Raw genomic sequence first — 15,424 nt, forward strand, 5'->3', positions numbered from 1 at the left:
TAACTAAAAATACTAACTCATACTCAATATGAAAACACCAGTAACTTTTATTATTTTTAAACGCCCACAAACAACGGAAAAAGTTTTCCAAGCGATTCGACAAGTCAAACCAAAAAAACTTTTCGTCATTGCCGATGGCCCTCGGAATGACCGCCCAGGTGAAGCCGAAAAGTGCGAAGCAACCAGGGCTATTATTGACAGAGTAGATTGGGAATGCGAAGTTATCAAAAATTATGCAGATACTAATTTAGGTTGTGCGAAGAGAGTTTCTAGCGGCTTAGATTGGGTATTCAGTCAGGTAGAACAGACAATCATTTTGGAAGATGACTGCATACCACATAATAGCTTTTTCCGATTTAGTGAAGAATTACTAGAAAAATATCAAAATGATACTAGGATTTCTAGTATTTCCGCACAAAATGTCCAAACTGGCAATAAACGCACAAATTATAGTTATTACTTTTCTCGCTATAGTCACTGTTGGGGTTGGGCAACTTGGAAACGTGCTTGGCAGCATTATGATTTAAACATCAAACTCTGGCAAGAAGTGCAAGCACAAAATCTTTTATATGACATTCTGCTCGACTCCAAAGCAGTCAATTATTGGCGTAGAACTTTTCAAACTATTTACGACAATCCTACCGGCATCACTTGGGATTACCAATGGACTTTTGCTTGTTGGATGCAGGGTAGTTTAAGCATTACACCCAACGTTAATTTAGTGGCTAATGTGGGTGTTGGTGTAGATGCAACTCATTTTACATCTAATAAAGAATTTTCTTTTATCAATCTACCAACCCAAGCAATGGAATTTCCCTTAAAGCATCCACCATACATTATTCGTAACGTAGAAGCGGATACTCTTACACAAAAAACAGTTTATAAAGCAACGGCTTTAGATATTTTTAAAGAAGAACTGAAGAAAAAAATTAATTATTCAAAATCCTATAAATAATGCTCTGTAAATTACTACAACGATTAAAATAGCACTATGAATGTCAAGCTACCGGAAAAAATATTAACCATATTACTATTATTAATTGCTGTAGGAGCATTAACAATACATCCTGCACAAGAAATCTCAACGTCTCCTTTAGGTGGTGACAAGCTAGATACTTTATTCAATATAGTTTCATATTTAATTCTCTTCTTTTTCATCATCTCTTACTGGAAAGGTTTTTTATATGTCATTACCAAAGATCCTTTACAGTTCATTTTATTGGGAATAGTTATATTATCTCTCTTATGGTCAGAAGATATTAGGACTGCGCTTAACTATACAAGAGGGCTAATAAGAGTATATTTGTTAGCAATATATTTAGCCATGCGCTATTCCATGAGAGAGCAAATAAGACTCATAGCTTTAGCTCTTGGCGTAGCCACGTTATTATCTTTGTTTTTCTCCGCATTACTGCCAGATTATATTCACAAAGCGCCTGAATTAGCAGGAATGTGGAGTGGAATTTATGGTCATAAAAATGAATTGGGATACATGATGGCGTGGAGTGCAGGAATTTTTCTGCACCTAGCCTTAAGTAATTATCAATATACTTGGTTGATGTGGACATTATGTGGTGCAGCTACATCCCTCATTATCCTTTCTCGCTCTACAACATCTTTGACAATTTTATTAACAATAATCCTGCTGTTACCTTTTTACAGATTTTTCAAAAAAACCAATTATAAATTACAAGTTATTATGATTGGTTTAGCCTTAATATTACTCACACTGTCTACGATATTACTGATGACTAATATTGAGAACATAGTGGGTACTTCAGGTAAAGATTTAACTTTTAATGGGCGTGTTGACCTCTGGGAACCAATAATTTCTAAAGTTTGGGAAAGACCTTGGTTTGGTTATGGATATTACGGGTTTTGGAATAGTCCTGAAGCAGCTAATGTTAGAGCGACCTACGAATGGGCAAGTAACTCCCATAATGGCTTCTTGGAAATGTTATTAGACATAGGATTTTTAGGCTTCTTGGTATTTGTAGCCGGATTTATGAGATTTTTTGTCCTAGCACTAGGTCGAATTATTTCAATGGCTAAAAAGCCAGAAGATTATTGGCCGATGCAAATGTTGATTATCATTGTTATCGTCAATTTTTCCGAAGCCAGATTACTAACTCCGAGTTGGAATTGGTTAATGTATATCACAACTTCCTTATCCTTAAGTCTTAGCTATCAACGAATACGCATGGGTATCAAAGAAGGATTTATGCCGTCGAGTCGAATAACTGTAAGGGAGTAAATAATGAATGTTTTACTAATCAATAAATCTGATATTGATGGTGGTGCAGCTCGTGCTGCCTATAGATTGCATTGTGGACTACGGTATATTGGTGTCAACTCACAGATGCTGGTGCAAGAGAAACTAACTAATGACAAAACAGTGATTGCACCCGAAATTAGACTATTTCAAGGAATCGCTAGAGCAAAACTCACATTTGATGCCTTACCATTAAAGTTTTATCCCAAGCGGAGTAATAACCCATATTCGGTTCAGTGGTTGCCTGATACAGTAGCTTCTAAAGTGGCCAAAATCGCTCCTGATATTATCCATCTGCACTGGATTCGAGGAGGATTTATGCAAATAGAAACCGTCGCAAAGCTGAAACAACCTCTAGTTTGGACTATTCATGACACGGGGGACTTTACTGGAGGATGTCACGTTATTGGAGAATGCGATCGCTATCAAGTTTCCTGCGGAGCCTGTCCTCAACTTAATAGTGATCATGAACAAGACATATCACGCTGGATATGGCAACGTAAAGCCAAAGCTTGGAAAAACCTGAATATCACCTTGGTTTCACCCAGTCATTGGTTAGCAGAGTGCGCTCGTTCTAGTCCTTTGTTTCAAAATTTACGAATAGAAGTGATTCCTCACGGACTAGATACGCAAAAATACCGTCCTATTAGTCAACATTCTGCGCGGGAGATACTCAATCTACCCCAAGATAAAAAACTGGTACTGTTCGGAGCGATACAAGCAACCAGTGATAGAAACAAAGGGTTTCATCTGTTGCAACCAGCTTTACAGCAACTGAGCCAGTCTGCTTGGGGCGATAACTTAGAAATAGTTATTTTTGGCGCATCCCGACCCGAAAAACCAATTGATTTAGGCTTCAAAACCCACTACTTAGGACACTTGCACGACGATATCTCCTTAGCAACCGTATACTCAGCAGCAGATGTCATGTTAGTACCATCTCTGCAAGAGTCTTTTGGACAGACAGCCTCTGAATCACTCGCTTGTGGTACTCCGGTTGTAGCATTTAACGCCACTGGCTTAAAAGATATTATTGACCATCAGCAAAACGGCTATCTGGCTAAACCTTACGAAGCCGAAGATTTTGCTCAAGGAATTAACTGGGTACTAGAAAATGAACAGAGACTGCAAAAACTATCATTTTACGCCAGAGAAAAAGCTGAACGAGAATTTACCTTAGAACTTCAAGCCCGTCGCTATTCAGCGCTTTTTCAGGAAATATTGGATATCAAAAATTAGTTTTTACTGGTAACTAAATTTTATAAGTAATTATTATGTCAATACCTTTAGCTTTTATAATTTGTACAGAACCTGGTCGATTAGAAGCCCAATCCTTAATGCTGGCTACCAGTATTCGTAAGTTCTGTGGCAATTTAAAAGATACACCCATATATAGTTTTCACCCTAGAGTTGGTGAGCCAATATCCCAGCAAACCCAAGAAGCCTTTGTTTCATTACAGGTCATTCACCAACAAATTCCGATTAACCAAGAATTTCATGAATATTACTTAGCAAATAAACCCTTAGTTTGTGCCTATGCAGAACAGAATATTGATGCAGAAATATTAGTTTTTTTAGATAGCGATAAATGCTTTTTTGCAGAACCAACAGAATTTTTACTGCCGGAAAATTGTAACGTGCGGGTGCGTCCTGAGTATGGTCAAGGAATCGGCTCGACAGGTTCGCAAGACCCTCAAGAATGGTACTGGCAGAAATTATACCAAGTGTTGGGGGTCAAGCGTGAGATATTTGTTAACACACCCATCGGCAATAAAAGAATTAGAGCCTATTGGAATTCTGGTTTAGTTGCTGTGAGAAGAAGTGCAGGTATATTTACAGCTTGGAAAGAAAATTTCACCAAAGTAATGCACCTGGATATAACTCCTCCTCAAGGCATTTACTTTGTCGAACAGTCCGTCTTGTCTGTGACACTATGTGCCTTAACAGATAATGTAGAACATTTCTCTCATAACTACAGTTATCCTCTACCTTTACACAATCGCTTATCACCAGAACTACGGTTGCAGGATTGGGATGACATTACATCCATTCATTATTTCAATTTGTTTTTTTATAACGACTGGAATACACAGATTAGAAAATTGAAAAAATTCAATATTACCTCTGATAAGTATCAGTGGTTATCTCAAGAAGTTGTCAGACTTAATATGTCTCGCACATCAGTTCTACATAGATATATGTTAGCAATCAGAAGAATAGAGCAAAAACTACAGAAATTCAATATAAAAATTAATTTGAGTAGTTTGATAGAGAAGACAGCTAAATTCTAAAAATTCAATCTGCCAAAATAAAGGAAGTTTTCCTATGTTTAAAGATTGTTTTCAGAAAAATTATATGAGGTAAATGAGATGGAGCAGCCAACCCTAGCCGTAATTATGACTTGCCACAACCGACGTAATACCACTCTTGCTTGTTTACAAGCTCTATATCAGCAAAAAAAACATTTTGATGTTTATTTAACTGATGACGGTAGCACTGATGGTACAGCAGAGTTTATTACAGCAGAATATCCAAATGTGAAAATTCTTCAGGGTGATGGCAATTTATTCTGGGTTGGGGGAATGCACCTAGCCTTTGGTGAAGCTATCAAAAATCAATACGATTACTACCTGTGGTTGAATGACGACACATTTCTCGAAGCTGATGCTTTAGAGCAGTTATTCCAAGTTCATCAAAATTTGGCAGCCAAAGGTTATGAAGAATCAATTGTAGTGGGTTCGACTCAAGACCCGATTACGAAGCAAGCCACTTATGGCGGGGCCGTGAAATCGAAAAAGTGGTATTCTAACAAATTTGAATTTTTAGAACCAACTTTAGATGTACAAAAATGTGATGCTATGTACGGTAACTGCGTTCTCATTCCTCATAGTGTCACCCTGAAAGTTGGTAATATTGATACTGCTTTTATTCACAGTTTGGGAGATTTAGATTACGCTCTCAGAGCGCGTAAACTAGGTTGTCATGTATGGGTAGCACCCGGATATATAGGGACTTGTAATAAAAATTCCGTCCGTAATAGCTGGGTAGATACAAATCTTACTGTATTAGAACGCTTGCAAAAAATTCTACAAATTAAAGGATTTCCGTTGAAACCCTGGACTACATTTTGTAGCAGACACTCTGGGCCATTCTGGATATTTTATTGGTTTTTGCCTTATATCAGAGCAATCATTGGTTACAAGAATTTGGCAGCTTCTCCTACCTTTTCCGAAGACACAGAATCAACGAAATCAGAAGTTTAATTACGCCTGTAGAGGTATTTATAAAATATAGTTGAATTAGCGATATTACTTTTATTCCATAATTAAACTAATTTGCCAAAATACCTGCCTTGAATTAGAAAAAATATCTTAATTTTGTTATGGGTAAACGCTTACTAATTGTTTCTAATCTTGATTCTAGCCAGCCATTTGGCGCTTTTACTAGACCTTTTTACTTAGGACAGAATCTTACTGAATACTTTCAAGTTTTTCAGTTGGGTCTAGACTGTTCGGCTGTAGACTATGCCCCTTCTCTTTCTATTGGCTCACGCAGTCTGAAGTCGTACATTCAAAATATTCAAAAGTGTATTGATGAATTTGAACCAGATATTGTCTATGCTCAAGAAACGTTACCTGGTTTAGCTGCTCTCATTGCAAAAAATTTAAGGAAAAATAATAATTTTTCCCTGGTATTAGATTTTCATACTTTTTCTCCGTATGAATATTGGACACGCTTATTTTCTGTAGCCAATCCTTTTAAGGAATTTACCCAATTAATTAAAACATATATCGCTCAAGGACTATTAGTTTTATCTGGATGCCCGATAATTGCGGCGGGTGAATCAACACCTCAATTAATTTCCCAGTGGTATGGTAAGAGTCATCAAAATATTTATTGTATAGGTAATGGAGTAGCTGAAGACTTACTGAATAACGAATCTCGTTTAGGTCAAGACCCTTACCAAGCATTGAGACCAGCCAAAATAGTAGTCGTCATCGCTCCTAAAACATTTCAGTTTCCTACTAATGATATGTCTGTATCCATGACTATGGAGGTGGCAAAATCCCTTGAGAGTCATCAGCAAAACATTCATTTTATTGTTATTGGTAGGGATAGTAGCGATATTGCAGAACCCATTCCCTCTAATATTTCTTTCTTAGGGTTTCTACCTAAACGTGAAGATTTCCTTGACCATCTTCAATACGCAGACCTTGCCTTGCTGCCATTTCCTAAGCAAGCAGTAGCGGGTGGCGCTCGCAATAAAGCCTTAGATTTTTTTGCCAGTAAAAAGTTAGTTGTCTCAACACCAGAAGGCTTGCGAGGTTTAGAAGACTTTCAACACAAGGAGCATCTTTTAATATCTGGATACTCCTGCGAAGAAGTCGCTAATACGATTGTGGAAGCTACTAAAAATATTGATGAATCTCAAGAGCTTGTCCAACAAGCATATTTTTTGATTAGAGAAAAATACTCGTGGAGTGCCAAGGCTAAACATACAGCAGAAATACTGATGAAGACCATAGAATCTTAACAATATATATCTCTCTTCACAAAATATTTAACCAAAAAACTTAGTGTATTTACGTAGGTAAATGATAATATAGACTTAACCAATTAATTATAAAAACCTTGGTTTTTTTGTGTTCCAGACTCTTAGAGTTACAAAATAGCTATAAGTCATGAAGAAGCGGCCTTCTTATAAACTTCTTGGGGTAAGCGTAGATGCTCTTTCTATCCCTGAATTAAATTGTTTAATTGGAGAGTCTATTGAGCAGGGAAAAAAATGGATTATCGCTAATCACAACCTGCACAGTCTTTATCTGTTTCACAAAGACTTAGAAATGCAAGCCTTTTATGCTAAGGCAGAATACATCCATATTGATAGTATGCCTATAGTTTTCATTGGCAAGCTTCTAGGTTTTCCTATGAAGAGGGAACAGAGAGTAACCTATGCGGACTGGGTATGGCCTCTCATGGAGGAAGCAGCCAATAAGGGTTGGCGGATATTTTATCTAGGTTCTAAACCAGGCGTTGCTGAACAAGGGGCAGGTATTTTGCGCCGAAAGTTTCCTGGGTTACAAATTACTTGCTCTCATGGCTACTTTGATACTAGTGAAGAGAGCGAAGAAAATCTGACTGTTATTAAGACCATCAATGAATACAAACCCCATGTATTAATGGTGGGGATGGGGATGCCACGCCAAGAACATTGGATTTCCCAAAATTTAGAGCGTATTCAACCCAATGCTATTTTGACCAGTGGAGCTTGCCTAGACTATGTGGCAGGAGCGATACCCACACCACCTCGTTGGATGGGAAGAATGGGGCTGGAATGGTTGTATAGGTTGTTGACCGAACCAACTAGATTGTGGAGACGTTACTTACTTGAGCCGTGGTTTTTAGGCACTCTCTTCTTACGAGAAATTTGGAGTTTATCTAGTCAATCAAAATAAGCTGCCGCTAATTTGCCAGACTTTGATATTCGTGTAATCAATACGTAAAGTTGATTCAATTCTGTGTTTTTAAATACTAATGATTACAATATTTTCCTAAATAAATAACAGTAAAAACATGATTATTTGATTTATTCAAAGAATAAACGGATGTTATGAAAACTTTTAGGAAGATTGATTTTGCATAAATCTTGCAGTCATAGCTGATATTTTTTTGTTGTCAATACTGATATAAGATGGAGGAATAATATACTCATGGTTTCTGGCAATATTTCCATAGAAAGTTTAAAACCAGACTTACGCTCTGCTAACAGTCCTAGAATTCAGAGGGGATTGTTTATTAGATTAATGCGTGTAGTAATTCTGGTATTTCTGGACGCAATATTTATAGCCTCCGCCTGGAATCTAGCAGTTTTATCTAGTAATCCTATTGAATTAATTTCGAGCCATAACATATCATTTATGCTGCTCAGTTTGAGCTTGGCGATCGCTATATTTCAAACAACAGGGCTTTATAAAGCAGGTATTCACAGGCGAAACTATGCAGGGGTAGTTAAAGCCATTTCTTTATCATCTGTATTGTTGTTATTTGTAGAGGTTCTCTATGGGCAAAACACTTATATTTCCTATACAACTTTTTTAGTGTATTGGTTATTGTCCATCAGTTTCATTTGCACTTTTCGTTATTTATTTAACTTCTTTACCAATTCCATCCGTCAAAAAGGCGCAGTACGTCACCGGATTTTTATTATTGCTGATGGTGAAGAAAAAGAGCCTTATCATGTAAAGCTGCTAGAACGAGAGAATTACTTTGCAATTCAAGGTTATGCTAACTCTAAATGTTTAGATTTAGCTAATAGAGAAAGAACTTTTGCATATCTTCGCGCTCAAAATGTAGATGAAGTTTTTATTGCTTGGGATACTATCAAAAATCGGTTGTTCCTTTGCTGGTATTTTTACAATGCTGGAATTACCTTGCGTTTGTTGCCAACAATGAGTGAATTTTCTCTCCCTAAATCTACGTTCGATATGATTGGAGAGGTCTTTTACCCCACAATCCCTGCACCTTTGATTGTTGGCGGTGATTTTTGGATGAAGCGATTTTTCGATCTCTGCTTTTCCTCCATCCTCATCATCTTACTTTTACCCGTATATGTGGCGATCGCCTTGGTGATCAAATTTGATTCTCCTGGCCCGGTATTTTTCAAGCAAGAACGTGTTGGCTTACATCGCCAAACCTTTAAGATTTGGAAATTCCGGACAATGGTGACCAATGCGGAAAAAATTCAAGCCTCTTTAGAAGCTAAAAACGAAATGAAAGATGGTGTGTTTTTCAAAATGAAAGACGACCCTCGCATCACAAGAGTCGGGAAATTCTTACGCCGTTATAGTTTGGATGAATTACCGCAATTATTTAATGTGTTCTTGGGAGAAATGAGCCTTGTCGGGCCTCGTCCTTTACCTATGCGTGATGTCCAGAAGTTTCAGAATAATCATTTTATTCGCCAAGAAGTTCTTCCTGGTATCACTGGTTTGTGGCAAGTTTCTGGACGTTCCAACATTGATAATTTTGATGACGCGTTCAAACTAGATATGGACTATATCGAAAATTGGTCTATCTGGCTGGATTGGAGAATATTGTTACAAACCTTTAAAGTTGTGATTCAGAAGACAGGCGCACATTGATTTGAATCAACATCAAGGTTTTGAATAAGGGGTGTAGGTGTTAAAACGCTTACACCCTTCTCAAATTTGGGTTTATAGCTCTAGCAGGAAACAGGAATATGACGGCTAGTAGTTCACCAACCCAAAATTGCTAGGCTAAGGTGAGCAGGGGAAGCAGGGGAAGCAGGGGGAGAAGGCGGAGAAGGCGATTTTTTTGCCCCTATTAACCTTGCAGAGTTGACTTGGCAGACTACTAGTATCTAGCAAATATGCAGTACCTATATGAATAGACTTGAAGAGGCTGCTTTTATGAAGGGTATTATCTAGCAAATAGATAGCACCTATTTGAGTCATCTTGAAGAAGTGGCCTTGATGAAAGATTGAGCGATCGCTTTACGAGCAAGTTTAGGTTTTAGGTTCTCGTCGTAGGGAAGTGGACGCAAAAACTTATGGTAGCTGGGATTTCCTCTAAATTTTTGCGGCATCCAATCAGGGTGACGTATCCAGCTATAGCGATCAGTAATACCCCAGGTGATGATGGTATCGACTCCGTTAGCAAAGCATAAGTCAAGATAACGCTTATAAGAGTCTGCCACCATTTGATCGAGCTTTTCGATAGTGTCTGGTAGAGGGGTATCAATAATAATATCTAGTTCGGTAATTACTGGTTTAACTTCCAGTTCCTTGAGCCTTTTTAAAACACCAACAAATCCTTTTTCATCAAAAGGATAATTGGTAGAAAACCACATATGGGACTGGATACCTGCCCCATCTATCTTTGCGCCATTATTCTTGAGATACTCAATCATTTTTAGGAAATACCTGGATCTCCAGGTATCACCTTCAATGGAGAAATCATTGAGGTAAAATTTCTTGCTACTATCCACCGAGGCGGCGATTAAAAACACATCTCGAATTAATTCTGGTTTTACGCCTTTATGTAAGCCGTAGGTAGAGGCCTTAGCTTCGTCTTCATTGTAGGCAATAATTTCATTAGCGATATCCCAAGATATTAAAACCTGACTATTGCGATAATGCCCCATCACACCGTTAAAGTGCCGTTCAATCATGGGTAGAGTAGGAGGGTAAGGAAGCCAGTCTGGTCTTGCCATGTTCCAGAACAGGGTATGTCCGTGCATTTTCAGGTTATTCTTTTGGCAGAAGTTAGCGATCGCATCAGCTGCTTCAAAAGTAAAATATCCAGGCTGCGGTTCAGTGGCATTCCATTTTAATTCGCCATTGGGTGTTACAATTGAGCATTCACGGGCAATTAATTTTGCGTATTCGGGATATTTTTTGAGAGCTTCACTGTCAACTGCTGCACCATAGCGTTTTCCTTTGGCAGCAGCTAATTGCCTCAAGGGATAATTGGTATTAATTGCCGCAATATCAGTACTACGGATATCCCTCTGTTTATCCCTTTGTAAAAACCCCATCGTTAAGAAAGCAGATAGAGTTGTATATCCTGCTCTCTTTAAGAATTTTCTCCGATGGAACATAAATAATACCTAATAGAAAATACAGGAGTTATTATATTGCACATTAAAGTTTTACAGTTTTTAGGGCAGTAATACACAAAGGTAAGCGTAGAGATACGCAGAGAATGATCTGGGAATTAATGAAATGTTTTACTTAGTTATGCGATCGCCCTAGCTTTTGCTGATTCTGGTACACTGGGGATTACTTTACGTTTTAAGTAGCGGCTGAAATTCAGCATCATTGCTGTGGTACTATTTTCTCAATAACAACTCGGTTCTGGTGGGGGTCAGCCATCAGAGGTAACGGGGAAAGTCCGGTGTGAATCCGGCGCTGTCCCGCAGCTGTAATGGGGCTTATGCCTCAAAGTCAGAATGCCCGCCGAAAGTACAACAAATTCTTATCTGCGAGGTACAGATGAATATAGCAATCAATACTCTCCCCATTAAAGAGGATCACTGTCTCATAGCGTCATATATACGCCACACACTACAAATTTCTATGAGATTGTAGATATTTCCTTATAGATATCAATACTTACACAGAAGGTTATAGATACAACCTGGAAAACATAGTTGTATTTTATCTTTCGCTTTGCATATTTACTTTACCCAAGCTAGAGGTAACTTTACGCCTACCTGCACCAAACGCTTAACAGCGAATGCGTCTAAGCTTCCTCGTTGCGTTAGCTTCTCTTTTATAGACGCTACCACGAACCCACAGTGTAGGAGTATAACAACGCCTAGCGGTAAATGCGTAAGGCTAATTCATGCTATCAATCAGCAACGCCTGAAAATCAATGAGCAAAAAACAACATACTTTATTTGTCTGCACGACCTGCGCCAGTGTGTGGCAAGATGGCAAGCGAGTTAGCGAAAGTGGTGGACAGCAGCTATTACAACAACTCCAAGCACTTGCACAAACTTGGGAATTGCAAAATCAATTCTCCATTCAAGGCGTTGAATGTATGAGTGCTTGCAACCATGCTTGCGTTGTCGCCTTCCAAGCAGAAGCGAAACTCACCTATCTATTCGGGAATTTAGCCGTTGATGATAGTCCATCTGCAATACTGCAATGTGCAACTCAATACTACGTCAACCCTGGTGGTTTACTACCTTGGTCAGAACGTCCAGAAGCTTTAAAAAGAGGCATCTTAGCCAAAATTCCACCCCTAAGTAAGTGGGCAAAATTCCATCACAATTGCTGTTAATTTAACACCAGTAGTCCATCCAGTTCGTAGTCAGGACTTTAGTCCTCAAAACTCTCAGCACTCAAGTACTGACTACAAACTTAAAAACTAGCTTGTAAATTACACCATCAGTGTGATAATAATAATCATTATCTAAACATAGCAATTTTCCTACTGGCTGAGAGTTTTTTACCGAAAAAGCTCAAATTTCTACTTGAGAAAAATTTTTAATTATACAGGTGGCTTCAATTACCAATGCGTACTCAGTTTATTGCCAGATGGGGAACTCAACTTATCGTTTCTAGTTTGACTATCACCACAGGGATGCTGTGGGAAAATTCCAGCATTATAGCCACGGAAGTTCTAGAAATATCCCAGTTTCCACAAGAGGAAGGTTCCGCCAAAGACTTACAACCAGTTGCAGAAGTAAGATCTCAAGATACAACAGAAACCGAACCCGACATTGAACTGACAGTTATTGACAAACTCCTCAATGAACCTGTGTTTTCACCCTTTCGACGGGAAGGAACAGTCAAAGATTCCACCCGTCCGGTGTATGTCATTACCGGCGAAGAAATGGAAGCGCAAGGTGCAAGAACTGTCAGAGAAGCACTGCGATTTCTTCCTGGTATTTTAGGTGACGGTACAGTTGGGACAGAAGTAAACGCTTTAAGCGGGCAATTTATTCGCGGTTCTAATACTGGTCAAGTCTTAATCTTATTGGATGGTAGACCAATTAATAATTTAGGTGGTGGTGGTTTCGATTTATCAGAATTTACCACTAATAATATTGAAAGAGTTGAAGTCTTACCCGGAGGTGGTTCAACTCTTTATGGTTCAGATGCAATAGGTGGGGTAATTAACATTGTTACTCGTCGTCCTACAGAGCAAATTACCACAGAAACCAAAGTTAATTTCGGTTCCTATGGACTTAACCAACAAAGCATTCAGAATAGTGGAAAATCAGGTGATATTGCTTGGGTAGTTGGTTACAACCGGACTCAAGCACAAAATAATTATCGCTTTACTATTCCCGAAGCTAACTTTGAGGGAACAAGAAGAAATAATGACGCACTCTTTAATAACTTTAACGTTAAACTAGAGGCAAATTTAGGTAAACGGAACACCTTAACCCTATCCACCCTATATTTAGGTAAAGAACAGGGAGTACCTGGAGGTGTACCCATTCCTTTACCCCAATTTGGACAGGGATTTTTTAACTCTCTCACCGATAATAATCGCAAATACACAGACCAAGTTCTTACTGATTTAACCTGGAACTCCAAATTAGGAAGCGGTGATGATTCACTGTTAACAGCGAGAGTTTACGCTGATTTTCTCAACACTCGTTTTGATAATCGTAGTGGTGCAATTACATCTCAAAACCGCTTTGATACTAAACAAGATTCCTACGGGATTCAAACCACACATAGCTGGAAATTTGCCAAAAATCAGACTTTAGTTTATGGCTTTGACTATCGCAATACCAATGTACGCAACACCACATTTAGGTATAGTACAAATATCACCACAGAAAATTATGATGATGCTATAGGTCAAGGGGCAATTTTTGGCAGATATGAAATTAACTTTTCTCCTAGCTTTAGTATGAATTTAGGAGTGCGGCAAGATTTTAGTAGTTTGGTAAATGGCTCATTTACATCACCATCTATAGGGGCAAAATTTGCAGTTTCAGATTCAACTACACTCCGCACTAACTATATCAGAAACTTCCGCGCGCCTACTATAGTCAATTTATTTAATAATAATCCTACTAATATCGGGAATCCTGATCTCAAACCAGAGAAGGGAGATAGTTTTGATGTGGGAATTGACCAAAGATTGGGCAATATTGGCTTGCTGAGGTTAACATTTTTTAGCAACAGAGTTTCTGATACAATCGCCTTTACAAGACTCACACCTCCTATAAATGGGAATACGGGAACTTATGAAAATATTGGGTTGGTACAAACTACGGGAATTGAAGCTTCGTTAAATTTACAATTGGCGAGGAATGTCTATGCTTTTGTTAATTATACGGCGAATGATCCGCGTATTTTAAGAAGTGCTAATCCGGCGGAGGTTGATAAGGAGTTAAGGTTTGCAGGTGCAGATAAATTAAATTTGGGTGTGTCTTATGAAAATCCTCAAGGTTGGTATTTGGGGGTGTTGATGAACTCCTTAAATGGGTATCCCACTAATAATATTAATACGGAGTTTCTTTCGGGGTATACTACTTTTGATTTCAAGCTGCGTGTACCGATTAGTGATAGTTTGGTTTTAACTGGGAGTTTGGATAATATGTTCGATCAGCGTTATCAGTTGTTCCCTGGTTATCCTGATGGGGGGAGGGTTTTTCAGGTTGGTTTGAGTTCTCGATTTTAATAAGAAATAGCTCACGCATACCGCTAAAGCGGAACCTAAAGGGTAGGCGCAAAGGCGCAAAGGAGGATTAAGAATGGCTGAGTTTAATTGTTGGGTGACACCAGTTAATGAGGTGGTTAAAGAAGATTTAGCTACGGGGGGGTTTGTTGAGTATGAATATTTTGATTGTGGGAGTGATGTTTTAGCATCGTTAGTTTATACTTTGTTTGAACAAAATTGGCAGCAGGTGGGAATTGCTCATATTGTTCAAGGTAGTGTTTTAGAGTTGGAATTTAATGTACCACCAAAGCTTTGTATTCTCTATGACGGATATTTGACAGTAGCGGCTGAGGGTTGGCATTTACATTTATGTATTGATACTAATTTTGGTGGGCCTTTGTGCAGAACTCCTGTGGAAGTGAGAAAGCAACGTTTAGTTTCTCGTGCGGCTTTTTATCGGCGGTTTAATACAGAAGGAAATCCTAGAAGTTGGGGTATTCAGTTTTGGAATGGTGCGAATGAACAATTGATGACGATTTTATTGCCTAATCCTTTGGTAGATGGAGAAAATTTATTACCGGAGGGTAAACCAAATCTAGATAAGTTAGCTCTTTATCAAGATTTGCGAGATATTTATGTATTAGGTAAAAAACCCATACCCTTTAGCAAAAATCCTCTCAAACATTCCTATATTTCAGTTTGTACCTCTACACGCTGTCTACCTTCCCGTAAATGGCAACCTACATTTGATGCTTTAAAATCAGCAGTAGAAGAAGCAGGTTTAGACATCGAAGTTAGAACATCCGGCTGTTTAGAAGTATGTCAACTCGGCCCAGTAGTTTTTTATTCTAATGATAGAACTTGGTACACTCGCGTTAACCCCAACGTTGCCGAAAATATCGTCAACGAACATTTGGTGAACGGTAACAAAGTTATTGAACATTGCTATCCACCACAGTCTGTTTAAATTATAACTATAGTTAAAAATCTTCATCTAATTCG

The 15,424-nt window shown here is 38.4% G+C and carries 12 protein-coding genes and 1 riboswitch; of the genes, 11 read left to right on the plus strand and 1 reads right to left on the minus strand.

Features of this window, described 5'->3' with window-relative positions; translation table 11 throughout:
• Window positions 1-28 precede the first annotated feature (28 nt).
• From H6G14_RS08540 to H6G14_RS08575, 8 genes are all read left to right on the plus strand, one after another.
• Window positions 29-955, plus strand: a complete 927-nt coding sequence (locus tag H6G14_RS08540; RefSeq protein ID WP_190566822.1) for a glycosyltransferase family 2 protein — start codon at window positions 29-31, stop codon at window positions 953-955.
• A 36-nt stretch (window positions 956-991) separates the two neighbouring features.
• Window positions 992-2,254: an O-antigen ligase family protein gene (locus H6G14_RS08545; RefSeq protein ID WP_190566824.1), complete on the plus strand. Its 1,263-nt coding sequence runs from the start codon at window positions 992-994 to the stop codon at window positions 2,252-2,254.
• A gap of 3 nt (window positions 2,255-2,257) precedes the next feature.
• A complete protein-coding gene (locus H6G14_RS08550; protein ID WP_190566826.1) occupies window positions 2,258-3,511 on the plus strand; it encodes a glycosyltransferase family 4 protein in 1,254 nt (417 codons plus the stop codon).
• Window positions 3,512-3,546: 35 nt separating this feature from the next.
• Window positions 3,547-4,563 carry a hypothetical protein gene (locus H6G14_RS08555; protein ID WP_190566828.1) on the plus strand — a complete coding sequence of 339 codons (1,017 nt, stop codon included), beginning with the start codon at window positions 3,547-3,549 and terminating at the stop codon, window positions 4,561-4,563.
• Window positions 4,564-4,641: 78 nt separating this feature from the next.
• The gene (locus tag H6G14_RS08560) at window positions 4,642-5,535 is read left to right on the plus strand and encodes a glycosyltransferase family 2 protein (RefSeq protein WP_190566830.1); all 894 of its coding nucleotides are present in this window, start codon (window positions 4,642-4,644) and stop codon (window positions 5,533-5,535) included.
• 119 nt (window positions 5,536-5,654) lie between these two features.
• The gene (locus H6G14_RS08565) at window positions 5,655-6,806 is read left to right on the plus strand and encodes a glycosyltransferase family 4 protein (RefSeq protein WP_190566832.1); all 1,152 of its coding nucleotides are present in this window, start codon (window positions 5,655-5,657) and stop codon (window positions 6,804-6,806) included.
• Window positions 6,807-6,954: 148 nt separating this feature from the next.
• Complete coding sequence (locus H6G14_RS08570; protein ID WP_190566834.1) at window positions 6,955-7,728, plus strand: WecB/TagA/CpsF family glycosyltransferase; 774 nt, start codon at window positions 6,955-6,957, stop codon at window positions 7,726-7,728.
• 255 nt (window positions 7,729-7,983) lie between these two features.
• On the plus strand, window positions 7,984-9,414 hold the full coding sequence (locus tag H6G14_RS08575; RefSeq protein WP_190566836.1) for a sugar transferase: 1,431 nt from the start codon (window positions 7,984-7,986) through the stop codon (window positions 9,412-9,414).
• A gap of 329 nt (window positions 9,415-9,743) precedes the next feature.
• Here H6G14_RS08575 and H6G14_RS08580 read toward each other — a convergent pair whose 3' ends face one another.
• Window positions 9,744-10,892, minus strand: a complete 1,149-nt coding sequence (locus H6G14_RS08580; RefSeq protein WP_190566838.1) for an endo-1,4-beta-xylanase — start codon at window positions 10,890-10,892, stop codon at window positions 9,744-9,746.
• Window positions 10,893-11,126: 234 nt separating this feature from the next.
• Window positions 11,127-11,269: riboswitch (cobalamin riboswitch) on the plus strand.
• A gap of 399 nt (window positions 11,270-11,668) precedes the next feature.
• Here H6G14_RS08580 and H6G14_RS08585 point away from each other — a divergent pair.
• The 3 genes from H6G14_RS08585 to H6G14_RS08595 all read left to right on the plus strand — a co-directional run bounded on the left by H6G14_RS08585 (window position 11,669) and on the right by H6G14_RS08595 (window position 15,389).
• Window positions 11,669-12,079: a DUF1636 family protein gene (locus tag H6G14_RS08585; RefSeq protein ID WP_190566840.1), complete on the plus strand. Its 411-nt coding sequence runs from the start codon at window positions 11,669-11,671 to the stop codon at window positions 12,077-12,079.
• Between the two features lie 234 nt (window positions 12,080-12,313).
• Window positions 12,314-14,443, plus strand: coding sequence for a TonB-dependent receptor plug domain-containing protein (locus H6G14_RS08590; RefSeq protein ID WP_190566842.1), 2,130 nt, complete (start codon window positions 12,314-12,316; stop codon window positions 14,441-14,443).
• Window positions 14,444-14,516: 73 nt separating this feature from the next.
• Window positions 14,517-15,389, plus strand: coding sequence for a (2Fe-2S) ferredoxin domain-containing protein (locus tag H6G14_RS08595; protein WP_190566844.1), 873 nt, complete (start codon window positions 14,517-14,519; stop codon window positions 15,387-15,389).
• The last annotated feature ends 35 nt before the right edge of the window (window positions 15,390-15,424 follow it).

The organism is Nostoc parmelioides FACHB-3921, from assembly GCF_014696625.1.
Taxonomy (GTDB): Bacteria; Cyanobacteriota; Cyanobacteriia; order Cyanobacteriales; family Nostocaceae; genus Trichormus; species Trichormus parmelioides.